Below are 16,652 nucleotides of genomic sequence, written 5' to 3'. Positions count from 1 at the left end.
TGAATGTTAGCTCAGCATACTATGTAAACCTCAGCGCATAAGGATATCTCTGATATGATCGTTCGTGACGCATGCGGCGTTCTCGTCGTAGAAGCTGAACCATTTTTGCGCCTCGCGGCCATGGGCCTTGTGGAGGATGCGGGCCTCTCGGGATATGCTGCTGCACATGCGGCCAAAGCATTCACAATTCTCACTTCGCATAATGACATAGGCATCATGTTCACAAATATTGAGATGCCTGGCTCAATAAACGGTTTAGAGTTGGTAAAGATTGTGCGCCGCAGATGGCCCCACATTGCGATCATTGTTGCATCCGGAGCCTCAAATGTGGCGGCAAACAGTCTTCCTACCGGCTCGACATTTATTGCTAAACCCTATCTGCCGGAGACAGTCATAGCTTGTTTGAAAAGCGCCGCATCACCTGATCACCGGCGTGCTCAGCAGCTAGATCCCCCAAACCACGCCTGATCTAGCTCGCACCCGGAGAGCAGGCATGCACCCCCACTCTACAGGTCCACCTGGCGTTCACTGCTGCGCGGCTAGTCCTTATCTTGCAGAGTTTTCTGAAAATCGTAACTTGGCTGGCTCCGCCCCAGCCTATCAAACGCACAGAGGGTTTGACGATAATAGTCTTGAAGAGGTTGCAGTTTGCATTGCGGGTGCCCAATTAACTCAGGAATGAAGGAGGCTAACCAATGCAATGTCCGATCGATGGAACCCAGCTGGTGATGACAGATCGCTCCGGTGTTGAAATTGACTATTGCCCCCAATGTCGTGGGGTTTGGTTGGACCGAGGCGAGCTAGACAAGATCATTGAACGGTCGAGTCCCGACCCTGCACCCCGAGAGGTCGCCTCCCTGCGCAGTTCGAGACAAGATCACGACCATGGCAGGCCCTATAAAAAGAAGCGGCGCGAAGGCTTCTTAAGCGAGCTTTTTGATTTTTAAAGGCCATGTAGGCTAAGGCGGTACTTCTTGAAAAATTTTGTGTTTTCGACGAGCCGCCTTGGCGTGCTTCTGACCGTCGTTTCTCTCTTTGGCACGTCCGCTATCGGGCAGGAACCGGATGAGGAGAAGCAATTGCGTATGCTCGGAAAATGTCCTGGATGTACCTTCGAGCATCTGGACCTTACAGGTCGGAAGCTGACCGGCATAGACCTGACCGAAGCTCAATTAAAGGACGTGGATTTCTCGGAAGCAGGTCTCAACCTTTCGCTGTTTGACCAGGCAACCCTTGAAAATGTTTCCTTTGACTCTGCCGATCTTACGGGCGCGAGTTTTACCGGCGCCAAGCTCGTCAACGTGTCGTTCGAGAACACGGTTCTGAAGGCCGCTGTTTTTGAAGATGCTATTCTGATCGACACCGATCTTGACGCAGGGTTCTATTGCAACACGCAGGTGCCAGATGAGACCATGGTGAGCACCGAGTGCGATTGATTGGCCGCCTAATAGGTTTGGTTTAAGTAACCCCCTAACCTTACCCACACGATAGTTCAGCAGGATTTAGCTGATCGCACCGCTTTGGAACAGGTATCCAATGTAAACTGCATAACCCGCTATGAACAGGAAACCGGCTACTCGTCCGATGCGCTTGACTGCAAATAAAATCACCGCCAGACCGCAGGACAGGAGCAGCATGAACACCATGTCAAACCCCTGAAACCGTTCACTCACTTCGATCGGAACAATCGCGGATGTGATCCCGAGGATCGCCAAAACGTTAAAAATATTGCTCCCGATCACATTGCCTATGACAACGTCAGACTGCTTTTTGAGGGCCGCAGATATAGATGTGGCTAGTTCAGGTAGGGAGGTGCCGATGGCTACGAGGGACAGGCCAATCACAGCATCGGAAACCCCGAGCGTTTTCGCGATGGACCCGGCCCCGGACACCAGCAGATTAGCACCCACCACGAGCGCTACGATGCCGCCTAGAACAAAGCCTGTAGCCAAACTCATTCTTGAGGCACCGTAGCCTTCAAACTCTTCGGCTTCGCGCTCGAACATCTGGGAGTCGCGGCTACGCTTCTCCATCCAGAACGTCGCACCCAAGTAGACAGCGAGCACCGCCAGCAGGAGAACCCCTTCTAGCCGATCCAGGAACGCGCCTTTAAGCAAACCAAACAGCGCGAAAGCGACCAAGGCCGCTACCATCGCTTCCCGTACAGCAGACCTATCCCAACCGGCGATCGGCATGATCAAGGCCCCAGCCCCGATGATGAGTAGGATATTGGCGATATTGCTTCCGACCACATTGCCCAGAGCAATCTCGGGGGCCCCGCTGAACGCGGCTTTTAAGGAGACCAGTAACTCGGGGGCTGAGGTACCAAACCCGACGATGGTCAGCCCGATCACCATTTTGGAGAGCCCAGCTCGTTCTGCAATCGCAACGCTGCCGCGTACAAGCCCTTCACCCCCGGCGAAAAGCAAAACGAGGCCAGCTGCGATGTAGATCAGATCAATGCCCATGCGGTCTCAGTTCGTAAGAATATTGCATAGGCTCTTGGTTCCCTCAGGTTCATACCCAAATAGAGTTCCATGCAGCTCCCTACAAGAGTGGAACAGGCGGATTCCAAAGGGACCTGCCAACCAACGCGCCGGGCAGATTTGGCCCTCAAGGTAAAGGCAGGCCAATGGCGACCATCCAAGAGACACTTTTCTTAACGCCTCCCCATCGAGGCTTAGGAGAGTTGTGACAATCAACTCCAGTTATCCACTGTCGAAAAGACAAAGAACCGTCAAAAGTCGTTCTCTATCGTTCAATTTGCTTTGCGTGCTTCGGAGTGAGCGCCAGCGCAACGCGATACCCCTTGGTCATCTCTTAGAGCGGTTGGGGGAGCGGTCATTCGGTTGGGCCATTCTGCTGTCATCCCTAATTAACCTTCTGCCGCTGCCTCCCGGCGCCACGCTTGTGACGGCCATCCCCTTGGTGTTCTTTAGTGCTCAACTGGTGCTCGGACGTTCTTATATTTGGCTGCCGCCTTGGATTGCCAAACGGTCTCTGTCCCGTTCTTCCCTGAGAAATACTGTGCTGCGTCTACGGCCGGTTTCCCGACGAGTTGAGCGCCTGACTCGACCGCGCCTGCAAGGCGTATTCCAACCCAAAACTGAGCGTCTAATCGGATTGCTTCTTTTAGGAATCGCCTTGGCACTGTTTGTGCCTTTACCGCTCAGCGGGTGGTTTCCTGCTATTTCGCTTTTCGTCGCAGGTATTGGCTTTGTTGAACGCGACGGACTGGTTGTACTTGCAGGTATCGGCATGGGGCTGGCCTCGATAGTCCTGACGGTTCTCGTCGCGATGTCAGTTGCAGCCGGAGCGGATGCCATAATGCATTGAGGGTGCCCTACGTAATTTAAACCAAATACCTATTACGTTGGATAACCCCTTGAAACGATAGGCCACCGGGCGGGGTAAAGGGGAATCTAATAGGGTTATTGTCCTTCTTGGGCCCCGTTGGGTCTAACCGAAGACGGTAGGATGCGCGGGATAACGGCTAGGATGATCAGCACGATCACCGTCGCTAGGACCGCAGTCGCCTCGAGACCGAGCCCCGCGACGATACCAATCCCAGCGGTAGCCCAAATGTTTGCAGCGGTCGTCAGACCTTGGACCTTTTGTTCTGCTACGCGAATAATGATCGCTCCTGCCCCTAAAAAGCCAATGCCCTGGATGATACCTTGCAGAACCCGCGACATGTCTGGAGTAGGCATGCCACTCTGTAATGGGCCAATCACGAAGAGTGCCGCACCAACAGCCACCAGCATATGGGTGCGCACCCCGGCGCTTCGCGCTTTGAGTTCTCGTTCATAGCCAAGCAGCCCGCCCAAAAACGCGGCCAACACCAAGCGAAGTGTTATACGGGTCATGGTCGACAAGTCGGGAATATCGGAAAATTCGCTGATGATGGTTGCCCAGACTTCTTGCCACACTGGTTTAATCCTTATTCAGCGCAACCTCGTCCGAGGTGCAACAACACCAGGGCGCCTCAAAACCGTTAACGAGATTGCATTTTAGAAGTACTTGTTGTGGCCCATCTGTAGCCGTCCTGTAGGCCTAATGTGGTCATTCTGTAGGCGCCTTGTAGACGTAACGCTCAAGAGGACTTCTCTCCCGAGGCCTCATACCGATCAATAAAAACGGGGAGGACGAAATGCAGGTAGCTGCGCATCAGAGAAAAACCATTTTGAAATGCGTAGCTAACCATCAGTCTCGCTCCCCGGATGGTCTAGGTACTTTTCGGTCCCGAAACAGTTGAGATTCTAGGTTTCCACCGGTCAGATACGCATAGCATCGGGCGCAGTGCCGCTCTCGATCTGACTACGGAACCAATTCGGCTGTCGGCCTTTACCAGTCCAGGTCTGTTTCTTGTCGTCTGGATTGGCATACATTGGCATTGAAGGCTTCGAAGCTTTCTTAACGTTAGCTCGCTTTTTCGCAGGAGTTGAGGGTTGCGTTTCAGAAATTTCCCCTAAGGAAAATCCAAATTCTGCGGCCGCCTTAGTAGCAGCTTTTCTTGCCTCTCGCTGGTCTCTGTTTCGAGCCGCCTGCAATGCCTTTTTTACATCAGACAGAAGCTTCTCGAGCTCTTTTCGTGACATTGCTTTCAGGTCATTTTTCGTAAACATATCAACCTCTATTTCAGATATGCGCCCATATATGTATCACTACACACCAACGTCGACCCCTAAGAACATGGAGACTCAGTTATTTTTCATTTTCCGGCAAAAATATAGGTAAGGTAGTCTAGCGTATTATACGCTAAAATGCTGCTCTAAAAAATTCAGCAACTGATCTGAAGCCGTTACACTATGGTGCCGTTTGGATCCTTTATGAGATGATACGCCTTTAGAGCTCGCGTTTGTCGCCAAAGGCTTCAGTGCATTGCCCCAGTAGATGACAGTCAGTGCGTAAAGACGAACCAGAGGCCAAGCGCCCATAGCACCACCATAGCCATGCCGAACGCCATCCGCTCCCGCACTTGTCCGCTGTCTGCCCTACGTTCACGTATCTTACGTTTGGGGGCTGTATTGTTATGCTCATCGGAGGCCATTTGGTGAAGATAGACGCATTAGAATGAACGGCAAGGTACTCAATGTAAAATGAGACAGCTCTGCCATCCTAGTTGTCGAACAGATAGGCGACCATTTCATAGGCTGCGATAATCCATAGTACGGCCACCACTAATGCTCCGGCCCAATGGGAAAACCTCCACCCCTCAGTAATGCGGCCAAACAGGCTTCTGCCGGTGTCATCCTTAGGCAACATGGAATCCCTGGACCCTGTCGCTCTGGGTTGGCAAGTAGATCTTGGCTGCCCTGGCAGAAATCGCAGGCGGCGTCGCATTCTGGGCATGGTTGCACCTCGACCGCTCATGTCTCTGGCTTACCCTTGGCGTGATCTCCCTCGCGCGGTTTGCCTATCGCCGAGGCACTAGCCCAGAAGGGGAAATTATCTTTGGAGGTCTACACCGAGAATGAGCAGGCCGTTCAAAGAGGTTTCTCGGCGCGCTATCTTAGTCTGGTGGCAGCAAGATAGCTTTCAAGCACCCTCCTCGGCCACCGATGGGCCACATAGCTACCACTGACGGGCCACAAAAGGACAACCGATGGGCCAGTAAAAATTCACCGAAACCGATATATTCGTGAATATAATTTCTGACATGACGCTGCCTTATTTAGTGTAGCTGTGGTCACTCAGACCATAACTTATTGATAATAAAAAAATATTGAATTGTATCGATTTTTAGGCCCTAAAATGAGGTCGGAAAAGACCCTCGTAGTGACCGGGCCATAAACAATACCTTTAGAACAAATGCTTACAGCGAGTGTTCGCATGCAAGATTTAGAATGTCCTAGTAGATCCATAATCTGACCTCAGCTGCTGGCTAGGCCCTTTTCAGGTCAACCTCAAATCACGGACAGTTCACCGCGTTCCTTGATGACGGGCGCCTCTGCTTAACGAATAATGCCGCCGAACGGGCGCTCAGAGGGATCGCATTGGGTAGAAAGTCATGGCTTTTTCACGTGCGTCGGCGGAGGCGACAAAGCAGCCTTCATGTATACCCTCATTGTCACAGCAAAGATGAACGACATTGATCCGCAGGCATGGATGGCAGACGTATTGGCGCGGCTGCCCGATATGCCTGTGTCACGCTTACCAGAACTGATGCCCTGGAATTGGAAGGGCGCCATGGAATTGAAGAGGATTGCTGCATGACGCTGGTCGCACGCCTCAAGGTCACATTGTCCGATGTCGAGCCTCAGGTGCTTCGACGCTTTGATGTGCCCCTCAAGATCAAGCTGAGCCGCATGCATGATGTGATCCAGGCTGCCATGGGATGGACCGACAGTCACCTGTATGAGTTCAGGGCCGATGGCAGCGGCTGGGGCGTGCCAGACCCAGATGGGTTTTATGCTGGCCCGATGCCGGCCAGCAAAACCAGCCTGCTTGACGTGATCGAAGATGTGGGAACCAAGACCATCCATTACATCTATGACTTTGGCGACAACTGGCACCACGTGATCAAGATCGAGAAAATCGATGGGTCTATCGCGGGTGCCGCATATCCACGCCTGGTCAGGGCCATCGGTGCTTGCCCTCCGGAGGATGTGGGCGGCTTCCCCGGCTACGCTGACTTCCTCGATGCCATAGCCGACCCCAAGCACGAAGAACACAGCCAGATGCTGGAATGGTATGGGGGGCAGTTCGACCCGGATGAGGCAGAGATCGGCCGCATCCTCGATAACTTCGAGCGTCTTGCCAAAAAATGGGCCCCAAAGCCGCGTAAACCAAAAGCCGCACCCAAACGCCTCTGATCAATACGGCGCGCCCACGGCCTTCGCCGAATGCTTACGGCGTTTCTGCGAGCGGTGAGCCGAAAATCGATCAACTGCCCGCGTTGATCGACAGCCCGCCACAGGTAGCACCAACGGCCATTCACCCGCACGTAGGTCTCGTCCACATGCCACTGCAGCCCGCGCCAGGAACGATGTGCACCGTAGGCTCGTTTCCGGATCTCCTGTCCAAATTTCTGAACCCACCGGTAGATCGTCGCCGCATCAGCCGTGATCCCGCGCTCGGCCAAAAGATCCCGCATATCACGGTACGACAGTGGGTATCGGCAGTACCAGCGAACCGCCAGGAGGATAACATCTCTAGGAAAGCGGTGTTGTTTAAACGGATTTCGGCGCGACATGTGGCCTCCTCCTACATCAGTGCGGAACAGTGTTGCGCTTCGTAGAAGCTAATGCAAGAGAGCCAAACGCCTCGGGTGTGGACGATGTCCGGCGACGCGAGTCTACTTCCTGCAGTGCAAATATGTGCGGCTGATGGCTTTGCCGAGGATTACGGCGATACTGTTCATGCACTTCGCTTCGCAAGTTATTGTCTTGCGCGAAAAATGTTCCAGCATAGCCAGATAGGGTGTCTATTAGATTACCTCTGGCGAGGCTTCGTGGCAGAACCCGGTTTTTGGCGGGCTGAAGCAGCCAAGGTGGCCGTTTTGAAGATGCCGTTGGCGATTTTGATCAGCCTTGCGATTGCTAAGAATGTAAGTGTGGAATTTTGGCTTGATTGGTCTTCGAATAAAGGCGGCTTAAACGAGCACTAGGGGCGGCACGAAACTATGACAGGACCAGTCCAGAGGGCCAAAACAACGAAATCAAACGCTAGGCCAATGCCGTGGATATCTTTCCAAACGAGGCCGCGTTCACGCGGTTGGTTGGCGCTCCGATGTTTGAGTTACAGCAGAATAATGAGTGGGCAATCATACAGCGCTACATGACACTAGAAACCGTCGCCACTATTTGCGACACTATCCTCATGGGCCCGGCGACAACCGCCGCCCCATAACTGCGGTTGAGCCAAAGCGGAAGAGCAAAATTAGACCATTCCGTCGGGCACTATCAGAACTGCGAGGTATCTTGGGTATATGACAAGGCTTCAGATGGGATTGTGGGCGGTGGTGGCCATTGTCGCTCTTGGCGCAACGGTAGTCGTCGTTTGCGGGTAGAGTGCGTCGGAAAAAAAGTGCCGCATCTTCGGTGGGGGCCGAGTTGGAGTTGACAGATCATGGTGTGCTCCTCTACCCAGCGAGGAACTTTCTGGGCCAGTACCTTACCCAAATCGTGATGGCGATGGAGAGGGCGAAGCGGAGCATGCTGGCGTAGCGTCCACGCCGCAGGTATTGATCGAGTGCTGATACGGTCGCGACGGCCGCTCAGAGGACAGACCGCGCGGCGGCAGCAGTCTGGATCTCTGCAATTCGGGTTGGTTGATCAGGCGAAGCAGGCAGTCGCTTCTGAACGATTGTCAGTCGGTCGTCGACGCGTTCCGCGAGAGTCTTGCTCATCGCTGACGGGATTGCCCCCTGACGCCAAACCCAGAGGCTGCCGCGTGGTCTTCAAAACAAAGAATTTAACAATTCGCGGGACGGAACCATGCTCCTGAACCCGAGTTAAACTACTAGCGTATAACCGAAATTGAACCAGTTTCGCACTTAAATTGCCTTTCGCAATCTGCGTCTCTAAGAGCCCTGATGACGCGGGGAAGAACAGCGAAGTACGCTAAAGCGTTAAAGGCATATTTGACCCAAACTGGGCAATGTGTTTGTTCCTACAAGCAGGAGTAACCATGCAACGCAGTTATGATATTGTTGGATATAAACTCCGCGCGAAGGACGGCACGGTCGGTTCAATTACGGATCTTCTCTTTGACGATCGGCACTTTGCTCTTCGGTGGATGGTTGTCGATACTGGCAAATGGCTTCCGGGCCGTAAGGTTCTGTTGCCTCCATCTGCGCTTGGGAACCCGGACCCTTCCGTGCGCGAGTATCCTGTCGACCTCAATCTTGATGAGATAGAGGCGGCTCCCGGACTTGAAACCGACGAGCCGGTATCCCATCCACTTGAGGCCGATATTTATGGCCACTACGGGTGGAGCCCGTACTGGGACAGCGGGTATGGCTACGCGCTGGTCGGAGGAATGCAGCCTGTTGGCGCAGTCGTCCCGGAGAAGACTATTCGCACTGATAAGCCGGTGGCGACGGAGAAAAGTCAGCACGGGGATCCCCACCTTCGCAGTATCAGTGAGGTGACCGGTTACTATGTCGAAGCCACTGACGGCAGCATTGGTCACATTGAGAATTTTGTGATCGACGAAACTGAATGGATCATTCGCTACCTGATGATCGACACCAAAAACTGGTGGCCTGGAAAGATGGTTTTGATTTCCCCGCATTGGCTACGCGAAATCGATTGGAGCGACAGGAAAATCTTCGTTGATGTCACCCGGGACAGGGTCAAGGCCGCGCCTGAGTTCGATCCCTCGATGACTTTAGATCGGGAATATGAAGAACGGATGTACACCCACTATGGCTATCAACCATACTGGGCAGGGTGGGTATGAATGGGGGGCAATGCCAGGTTGTCGACACTGGTTTACCAGACACCGGACAGGACCTGACGGCAGGGTCCGATTTCCGCGGACTCCACTGGATCTCTATCTTGGTGATTAGAGCTTAAAGGGTCCTAAGGTTTTTGTGTCCGGCGCCATGTAAACTTGGGGTGAGGTCACCAGAAGTGAGCCCAGTACCTTTAGGCGGCGTCGGCTAAGACCAACCTCCCTATTGTTGCCCGGAGTTTTGATCCGCATCGAGATTGACCGTGGGACCAGTTGTCAGTGGCGTAGGCGACACAGCGTCAGCAGCGCCGCCCTCACTGATGCTGTCTTCGACGCTCTCATTCTCGTTCTCCGGCTCCTGCTGCTGATCCTCTACGGTTTCTGAATCTGTCTTCGTGGTTGCCGGTGCAGGGTCTTCGCCATCCTGCGCGCCAGCGTCTGCGAGCAGCCGCTGGCCGTCCGATCCGACAGGCTCGGGCGTCACGGTGCCGTCCGACGGGGCAACCCGCCAGACTGTATTGCCAGCATCATCGGCCACCAGTAATGCACCGGTCCCATCAATGCCAACGCCGGCTGGCCGCCCCTGTGCTCGATCCCCTGACAGGAAGTCGGTGACGAAGGCAACCGCTTTCCCAGACGGCTTGCCGTCCTTAAAGGGAATGTAGCTAACCTTGTATCCATTGAAGTGATCGCGGTTCCAACTGCCGTGCTCGCCGACGAACGCACCGTTGGCGTATGGCTCAGGCATCGCGGAACCCCGTGTAAAGATCATGCCCAACGGTGCCACGTGGCTCGACAGGGCGTAATCGGGCGATAGCGCCTTTTCGACCATGTCCGGGCGCTTGGAATAGACCCGTTCATCTACATGATCGCCGAAATAGCTCCAGGGCCAGCCGTAAAACCCGTTCTCGACGATTGAGGTCATGTAATCGGGCACGAGGTTTGGTCCCAACTCGTCGCGTTCGTTGATGACTGCCCAAAGAGTGCCGGTTTCAGGTTCGAAGGTCAGTCCATTGGGGTTGCGCAGTCCGGAGGCGAATATCTTGCTCGCGCCAGTTGCCCGGTTCACCTCCCAAATCGCAGCACGGCCCTTCTCGGCCTCCATGCCGCGCTCTGCGACATTGGAATTCGAACCGACGGAAGCATAAAGCATCGTGCCATCCGGGCTTAGCGCTAAATCCTTTATCCAGTGGTGATTAATTGGCCCTCCGGGCAATGGCGTGAGAACCTCTGCCTCTGCGGTGATCTCTGTCGCGCCCAACTCGTAGGGATAGGACAGGATGGCATCGGCCGCCGCCACATAAAGTGTGTTATCAATCCAGGCCACCCCGAAAGGAGAGTTCAGATCGGTCAACAGATCGCTACGTTTATCCACTGCGCCATCACGGTCCGTGTCGCGCAACAGGGTAATCAGATTGCTGTCCTTTGTCGGACCATCACCACCCTTACCAAGGCTCATCACCCAACCCCGGATGTAGTCCTTGGGCCGGAGCAGGGGCTTGCCTGATGGGCCTCGCCCCTGCACGACCAGCACATCACCATTAGGAAGGGTATGGACCGTGCGCGGGTTCACAGGGTCCTTTGCATAGACAGCTGCAGTGAAACCGTCAGGAACAGTTGGCGTTTCACCCTCCTGCCAGCCGATCACTTCGGCAAGCTTCATATCAGGCAGCAATGACATGCGTGGCTCTGGCAAAATGGGGTCCGGACCAATTTGACCGGATACGTCAAATCCACTCTCCTGAGCTGCGGCAGTCATGGCTAAAGTTGTCTCTATGACGGACAGGATCGGGAACTTCATCAGGTTCGGAAGTGAGGTCCGAAGGTGGTTAGTCGCGCAACGATCACTCATGAGGTGATACCCCCACGCCATATTGATGCACTAAACCGCTGCCCAACCAGCCTGTGACCAGCATCACGAACACTGTCGCGGTTGAAAGGATCAATCCCCAAGGGACGACCGCCGTCCAGCCATCTCCAGCATGCACGAGGCTGTTAACCAAGGCGAGTGCGAGTGCCCACAGCATGAACCCATACAGAAGAGATCGCGCGTATCCGCGCACTGCCGATGAGATCGATGAAGCCCGCGATTGCGGCCAGCCCACCCATCACCAAACCGGCCAGCAGCAACCAAGATGAAAAATGCTGCCACATCAGAATGCCGGTTTGCCATTAAGCGAGATCCGTCAGCAGGGTCAGCGTGAAGCACACGATGGGAAAGCTGACAAGCATCCCGTGTATCGGACAACCCGCGATCTCGGCTGTGGATTTGGGACACTGAGAAGTCATTCGGTGTATCCCCTCATTTGTCAGTTACTGCCTCAATTATTCTGCCGGGGCGGCCTCCACATCTCTGGAAACGCCATTATCTGTGGCAGGTGTCTCGACGGCGGTGCCGTCGTCTTCTGGTGCTGTAGCGACTTCCTCACCCATCCAGTAGACAATGATGCCAATGCCGAAGATCACCGTCACGGCCATTCCGATCAATGGGCCGATGTGGCGACGCTCTTGCTTTTTGAGATTTGCGTCTGGCGGACTCATGTTATGCCCTTCTGCGTTATTTTAGGTTTGGCCACCGTCGATGTTTTCGACGACGCACATAGGCAGGCAGTCCGGAAAATTTCCTCGAACAGGTCACCTAGAATGACAACCGCTGACGTGGCGGATTGTTCCAACTCGATAATGGTGGCGCGCTTATTCGCAATGTCTTCAGTTTTCAAAAGGATCGAAGGACCACGCCGGCGAACTTGGCAGCGAGAGAAATTCACCGGGCGGTTTATATCGCTCCCGGCAGGCACAAGGTTTCCCGGCTACAAATGTACAAATAAACGCGATCATTTTCTCTCGCCGCAATCAACTCTCCGCGATTTCATGCCGACACGGCAGGGCCGATGTTTCGTATGCAGTCTTTGGAGATTATCGCTACATTTTGGTTTTCGAAGGTAAGTTCGTTACTGAACGGAACGCGGGCAATGGGTAAGACGTTGCCCGTCAATGTTTTTCAGAGGCGTTTCGCCGATGCCCAGTCAGTAGGATTGTCGTTTAGGTTTAATCAATTTAGTAGTAATAAATCATTACTGTACTCAGCGCGGCTATGCAGTTCTGAGCTACTCCCCATCTCTTGGACAGGATCTGGCGTAAATTAAGCTACTCTTTGCACCTGCTGACCGGGGTTGGTTGTTTCGTTTCTCTGCCAATAGACCACGGCAGGCGGTTGGCCGCCAAGAGCAGAATGCGGTCGCTTGTGATTGTAGAACTCGATCCACTTTCTGACGCCAGCCTTAGCTTCTGAGCCGGTTTCCCAAGCATGCAGATAGACGCACTCGTATTTCAGAGACCGCCACAGTCGTTCAACAAAGATATTGTCGAGAAAGCGACCTTTGCCGTCCATCGAGATGCGCACGGCTGATCGCCGCAGCCGAACCGTCCATGCGAACGATGTGAACTGGCTTCCCTGATCCGTATTCATGATCTGTGGCAGACCAAATTTGTGGATGGCCTCGTTCAGGGCCTCGACGCAGAACTCCGCTTCCAGCGTGTTTGATATGCGCCACGCCAACACCTTGCGAGTGTGCCAGTCCATGATGGCAACCAAATACAGAAAGCCTCGCCGCATCGGTAGATAGGTGATGTCAGCGCACCAGACTTGGTTGGGCCGGTCCACGCGCAGCCCACGCAGCAGATAGGGGTAAATCTTATGGCCGTTCGCAGCCTTGCTGGTGTTGGGTTTCTGGTATATCGGCATGAGACCCATCAACCGCATAAGGCGTCGGATGCGCTTTTCGTTCACCAGATGCTGTTCATTGCGCAGGTGCCACGTCATTTGGCGCACACCGTAAAACGGGGTTTCCAAGAACTGCTTATCGATGACGCGCATCAGATCGAGGTTCATCTCGCTCTCACCCTTGGGTTCATAATAAAATGACGACCGCGAGATCGACAGCAGGGAACATTGCTTGCCAACGGACAGACCCGGAATGTTCGGCTCAATCATCTTGCACCTCACTTGCCGGTCCAGGGTTTGAGCTTTCTGGCCAAAAAATCGTTGGCGACGGCCAGCTCCCCAATCTTGGCATGCAGGTCTTTGACCTGCTCTTCATCGACTTCCGGTGCCTTCCGGCTACCTCGCTCGAACACACCAGATGCGCCCTCAAGCAATGCACGTTTCCATTGATGGATCATCGTCGGGTGAACCCCAAACCGACTGGCCAGCTCGCTGACAGTCTCTTCGCCTCTCAGCGCTTCCAACGCCACCTTGGCTTTGAATTCTGGGTGATGTTGCTTCCGTTTCGACATTCCTGATCTCCTTCGTGTTGAAGATCAGCAAACTACAAATCGCAGCTTACGTCAGTGTCCGATGTTCGGGGGGTAGCTCAGTGCTGGGTGCTACCATCCAGCGCTGCCGCGTCCACTTCATGCGCAATGCGCTGGCCTGCGTCGGCAAGAAAGACCGCCCCATTGTCACAGCTGCGCTCAGGGCGGCCTTTGATCAAGACATGCTGGCAGCCTCGAAAGAGCACTGGGCCAAGCTGATCGAGGCCTTCCAGCCACGCCATCCCAAGCTCGCTGAGCTGATGCTGCGCGCTGAAGACGACGTGCTGGCCTACAAGACTTTTCCGCAGGCTCACTGGCGGCAAATCCATTCAACCAATCCGCTTGAGCGCCTCAACAAAGAGATCAAGCGCCGTACCAATGTGGTCGGCATTTTCCCGAATGAAGCCGCCATCAGGCGCCTCGTCGGCGCGCTGATGCTGGAGCAGAACGATGAATGGGCCGTCACCCGTCGCTACATGACACTGGAAACCGTCGCCACCATCTGCGAGGATAACACCATGGACCCGGCGAAAATCGCCGCCCTGTAAACCGGCTCAACACCCAGCCGGAGAACAAATTACACCACCTCTCGGGGCACTATCAGGTCTCCCTGCTGCGTGGTCCAAGCAAGTTCTCGCAGTTAGTTCTAGGACAGCGGGTACCGTGGCCAATGTTTTTGCTGTTTAGAAACAATGCTGTCCATTCGGTCCAGTATGTCCAACATTAAAACAGGAATCTCACCGCGATTTGAGCACACTCTTGCGGGGATTTCCTGTTGCATCGTTATGGAACCTATATATAAATAAAAACATACACATAACCCGTAACAGATTCCATAACGGTGCTGTTACAGCGTTACGGCCCTTTTTCCTTATCAATGAACACTCTTGTCTGAGATAGTGACCGGCGGTCTCGACCGGTCACTACAGTCATTGAGCCTGTCTATAGGATGCGCCTTCGGGCGCGAAGCCTTGGCCCTTCGTGGCACATACACAAACAGATGCGGCCGTCAAAAGGCGGCCGCCCTTATCGCCGTGGACGCCATTTAGCTGATACGCCTGTACAACCGGTATGGCTATCGTCGGATCGCGCCTCTGCAGAGAGATGCGAACGGTAGGTTATTGACAAGAGTGGCGAAAGAAATTCAGATACCAACGAAAGTCTCTATGTCTGACTGCGTGAGGTCTTCTTCGAAAAACAGATCAACCGGGGGGATTGCCAACTTGTTTTCGCCTATTTGAGAGGGGCGAGACCTCTGCCTGTCAGGCGGTCATTACAGCAGCATAGCCTCTCCAGAGGTCGAAAGCATCGGACCTTGCGTGGCGGTATGAGACGACGGAGAGTTGATAGCGTCGTGGGCGAAAAACGATGTTGATCTGATCATGGGCAGCCAGAAATCTTTGTGCCTGCCGGGGAGATTTTAACCGCCCCATCAACTTCTCGCGTTTTCGTGTTGGCCTGTGTGATCCTTCGATCCGGTTGTTCGAGCCCTTGTGCGCGCGATGATCTACGCCTGGTGCCAGGTCCCGGATCGGCCTGAAATAACTGCGCAACTTGTCCGTGATGACGACACGGGGTTCACCGAACCGGTCGATCAGCCTTGTCAGAAAACGTCTTGCAGCCTTGGCATTGCGCTGTGGATGAACGAGAATGTCAAGGACGTCGCCGTTCGCGTCGACCGCCCGCCAGAGCCAGTATTTTCTGCCGTTGATTGGGATGACGACCTCATCCAAGTGCCATTTGTCGCCCGCGGCGGGTCTGTCGCGCCTGATGCAATCGGCAAAGTGGCGGCCAAAGCGGTTCACCCATTTTCGGATCGTTTCCCGGCTGACCATCACACTCCGATCGGCAAGAAGATCCTCGACGTCCGCCGTGCTGAGCGCGAAGCGATGGTAGACCCAGACGGCATATGCAACGATTTCACGAGGGAAACGGTAGCCTTTCAGGCGCGGCATGGAAGATGGTATATTCATATCCAACGCCTAACCAAGTGCCGCACCGCGAACAAGTTGGCAATCCCTTCTTATCGCACCAAGCAGTTTTTCGTTTCTTGATGTAATCGGCCGACCTTAGCCGTTTCGCCCGTGACGGTGCCAATCTATAAATGAAAACAACGCATTTGGCCCGTGTTGGTCAGGCAAGTCGTGACGAAAACAGGAGGGAAACATGTCATTGGTTCTTATCGAAAGAGGCGAAGATCGGGTTGCGATTATCCGTCTTAACCGCCCCGAGCGGCGCAACGCCCTATCCAGCGCCCTGCGCGCGGAAATCGCAGCGGCGGTGGCCGAACTTGATGCCGACCCAAAGGTGCGCTGTATCGTTCTGACCGGCGATGAAAAGGCTTTCGCGGCGGGGGCGGACCTTGGTGAACTGGCGGAGGCGCGGCCCATGGGCGAGGTGTTCGACCGCTTGTCTGCGGCCAAACGCGCGATCGAGGCGGCGCGTACGCCGGTGATCGCCGCGGTGCGCGGGCTGGCGCTTGGCGGGGGATGCGAGCTTGCCATGATGTGCGACATCGTGATCGCAGGGGATACGGCAAAATTCGGCCAACCCGAGATCAAGGTCGGGATCATGCCGGGGGCGGGCGGCACGCAAAAGCTGTTGCGCAGCGCGGGCAAGGCCAAAGCTTTGCGCTATCTGCTGACGGGCGACATGTTTTCTGCCGATGTGGCGATGGATATGGGCATTGTCTCTGAGGTGGTGCCAGATGCCGAGGTGATGTCGGCAGCACTTGGGATGGCGGCCACCATCGCGGCGCAACCTGCGCAAGCCGTGCGGGCGATCAAGGAAGCGGTGCACGAGGGCGGCAACGCGCCGCTCGACACCGCGCTGATGCTGGAGAACCGTTTGTTTCAGATGTTGTTCTCGACCGACGATCAAAAAGAGGGGATGCGCGCCTTTCTCGAAAAACGCTCCCCCGTATTTACAGGAAATTGACT

16 protein-coding genes and 5 pseudogenes are annotated in these 16,652 nt (G+C 54.5%); 12 read left to right on the top strand and 9 right to left on the bottom strand.

All coding sequences use genetic code 11. The features are described 5' to 3' along the window. The first annotated feature begins 54 nt into the window (after positions 1-54). The 3 genes from K3759_RS19400 (at position 55) to K3759_RS19390 (ending at position 1,436) form a co-directional block, all read left to right on the top strand. Positions 55-468 carry a response regulator gene (locus K3759_RS19400; RefSeq protein WP_259986270.1) on the top strand — a complete coding sequence of 138 codons (414 nt, stop codon included), beginning with the start codon at positions 55-57 and terminating at the stop codon, positions 466-468. A 227-nt stretch (positions 469-695) separates the two neighbouring features. Further along, positions 696-947: a zf-TFIIB domain-containing protein gene (locus K3759_RS19395; protein WP_259986269.1), complete on the top strand. Its 252-nt coding sequence runs from the start codon at positions 696-698 to the stop codon at positions 945-947. A gap of 27 nt (positions 948-974) precedes the next feature. Further along, positions 975-1,436, top strand: a complete 462-nt coding sequence (locus tag K3759_RS19390; RefSeq protein WP_259986268.1) for a pentapeptide repeat-containing protein — start codon at positions 975-977, stop codon at positions 1,434-1,436. 66 nt (positions 1,437-1,502) lie between these two features. On the opposite strand, the gene K3759_RS19385 is transcribed toward K3759_RS19390, so the two are convergent. Further along, positions 1,503-2,468 (bottom strand): calcium/sodium antiporter, encoded by a 966-nt coding sequence (locus tag K3759_RS19385; RefSeq protein ID WP_259986267.1) that lies wholly within the window; start codon positions 2,466-2,468, stop codon positions 1,503-1,505. A gap of 223 nt (positions 2,469-2,691) precedes the next feature. On the opposite strand from K3759_RS19385, the gene K3759_RS19380 reads away from it, so the two are divergent. Next, positions 2,692-3,336 carry an exopolysaccharide biosynthesis protein gene (locus tag K3759_RS19380; protein ID WP_259986266.1) on the top strand — a complete coding sequence of 215 codons (645 nt, stop codon included), beginning with the start codon at positions 2,692-2,694 and terminating at the stop codon, positions 3,334-3,336. A 95-nt stretch (positions 3,337-3,431) separates the two neighbouring features. Here K3759_RS19380 and K3759_RS19375 read toward each other — a convergent pair whose 3' ends face one another. Both K3759_RS19375 and K3759_RS19370 read right to left on the bottom strand, forming a co-directional pair. Then, complete coding sequence (locus K3759_RS19375; protein WP_409202537.1) at positions 3,432-3,938, bottom strand: MgtC/SapB family protein; 507 nt, start codon at positions 3,936-3,938, stop codon at positions 3,432-3,434. Between the two features lie 336 nt (positions 3,939-4,274). Beyond that, positions 4,275-4,625 (bottom strand): H-NS histone family protein, encoded by a 351-nt coding sequence (locus K3759_RS19370; RefSeq protein ID WP_259986264.1) that lies wholly within the window; start codon positions 4,623-4,625, stop codon positions 4,275-4,277. Between the two features lie 681 nt (positions 4,626-5,306). Here K3759_RS19370 and K3759_RS20265 point away from each other — a divergent pair. The 3 genes and pseudogenes from K3759_RS20265 (at position 5,307) to K3759_RS19360 (ending at position 6,815) form a co-directional block, all read left to right on the top strand. Continuing rightward, entirely contained in the window at positions 5,307-5,477 is a 171-nt protein-coding gene (locus K3759_RS20265) for a hypothetical protein (RefSeq protein ID WP_409202532.1), read from the top strand. 444 nt (positions 5,478-5,921) lie between these two features. Further along, a pseudogene (locus tag K3759_RS19365) lies at positions 5,922-6,216 on the top strand (transposase domain-containing protein); the annotation flags it as partial. Then, positions 6,213-6,815, top strand: coding sequence for a plasmid pRiA4b ORF-3 family protein (locus K3759_RS19360; RefSeq protein ID WP_259986262.1), 603 nt, complete (start codon positions 6,213-6,215; stop codon positions 6,813-6,815). The pseudogene K3759_RS19365 and the gene K3759_RS19360, both read left to right, overlap by 4 nt. 83 nt (positions 6,816-6,898) lie before the next feature. Here K3759_RS19360 and K3759_RS19355 read toward each other — a convergent pair. Beyond that, positions 6,899-7,195: pseudogene (locus K3759_RS19355) on the bottom strand (IS6 family transposase); the annotation flags it as partial. A gap of 84 nt (positions 7,196-7,279) precedes the next feature. Between K3759_RS19355 and K3759_RS19350 the strand changes: the two are divergent. The 3 genes and pseudogenes from K3759_RS19350 to K3759_RS19340 all read left to right on the top strand — a co-directional run bounded on the left by K3759_RS19350 (position 7,280) and on the right by K3759_RS19340 (position 9,405). Beyond that, complete coding sequence (locus K3759_RS19350) at positions 7,280-7,609, top strand: hypothetical protein (RefSeq protein WP_259986261.1); 330 nt, start codon at positions 7,280-7,282, stop codon at positions 7,607-7,609. Between the two features lie 23 nt (positions 7,610-7,632). Then, positions 7,633-7,851 (top strand): annotated as a pseudogene (locus tag K3759_RS19345) (transposase); the annotation flags it as partial. 780 nt (positions 7,852-8,631) lie between these two features. Continuing rightward, positions 8,632-9,405: a PRC-barrel domain-containing protein gene (locus tag K3759_RS19340; protein WP_259986259.1), complete on the top strand. Its 774-nt coding sequence runs from the start codon at positions 8,632-8,634 to the stop codon at positions 9,403-9,405. Positions 9,406-9,622: 217 nt separating this feature from the next. Here K3759_RS19340 and K3759_RS19335 read toward each other — a convergent pair whose 3' ends face one another. From K3759_RS19335 to K3759_RS19320, 4 genes and pseudogenes are all read right to left on the bottom strand, one after another. Then, positions 9,623-11,158: a PQQ-dependent sugar dehydrogenase gene (locus K3759_RS19335; protein WP_409202536.1), complete on the bottom strand. Its 1,536-nt coding sequence runs from the start codon at positions 11,156-11,158 to the stop codon at positions 9,623-9,625. Between the two features lie 85 nt (positions 11,159-11,243). Next, positions 11,244-11,688: pseudogene (locus K3759_RS19330) on the bottom strand (DUF2231 domain-containing protein). A 36-nt stretch (positions 11,689-11,724) separates the two neighbouring features. Then, on the bottom strand, positions 11,725-11,940 hold the full coding sequence (locus tag K3759_RS19325) for a hypothetical protein (RefSeq protein ID WP_259986257.1): 216 nt from the start codon (positions 11,938-11,940) through the stop codon (positions 11,725-11,727). A 601-nt stretch (positions 11,941-12,541) separates the two neighbouring features. Then, positions 12,542-13,695, bottom strand: a protein-coding gene (locus tag K3759_RS19320) for an IS3 family transposase (protein ID WP_409202531.1) whose coding sequence is annotated in 2 segments (ribosomal slippage) — positions 12,542-13,434 and positions 13,434-13,695 — 1,155 coding nt in all. Because the reading frame shifts where the segments join, the coding sequence is not laid out codon by codon here. An 80-nt stretch (positions 13,696-13,775) separates the two neighbouring features. Here K3759_RS19320 and K3759_RS19315 point away from each other — a divergent pair. After that, positions 13,776-14,261: pseudogene (locus K3759_RS19315) on the top strand (transposase); the annotation flags it as partial. Between the two features lie 714 nt (positions 14,262-14,975). On the opposite strand, the gene K3759_RS19310 reads toward K3759_RS19315, so the two are convergent. Further along, a complete protein-coding gene (locus K3759_RS19310; RefSeq protein ID WP_259986252.1) occupies positions 14,976-15,686 on the bottom strand; it encodes an IS6 family transposase in 711 nt (236 codons plus the stop codon). Positions 15,687-15,879: 193 nt separating this feature from the next. On the opposite strand from K3759_RS19310, the gene K3759_RS19305 reads away from it, so the two are divergent. Next, entirely contained in the window at positions 15,880-16,650 is a 771-nt protein-coding gene (locus K3759_RS19305; protein ID WP_259986250.1) for an enoyl-CoA hydratase-related protein, read from the top strand. The last annotated feature ends 2 nt before the right edge of the window (positions 16,651-16,652 follow it).

This window comes from Sulfitobacter sp. W027 (assembly GCF_025143985.1).
GTDB lineage: Bacteria > Pseudomonadota > Alphaproteobacteria > Rhodobacterales > Rhodobacteraceae > Sulfitobacter.
This window is presented reverse-complemented; position numbering and strand designations above follow the sequence as displayed.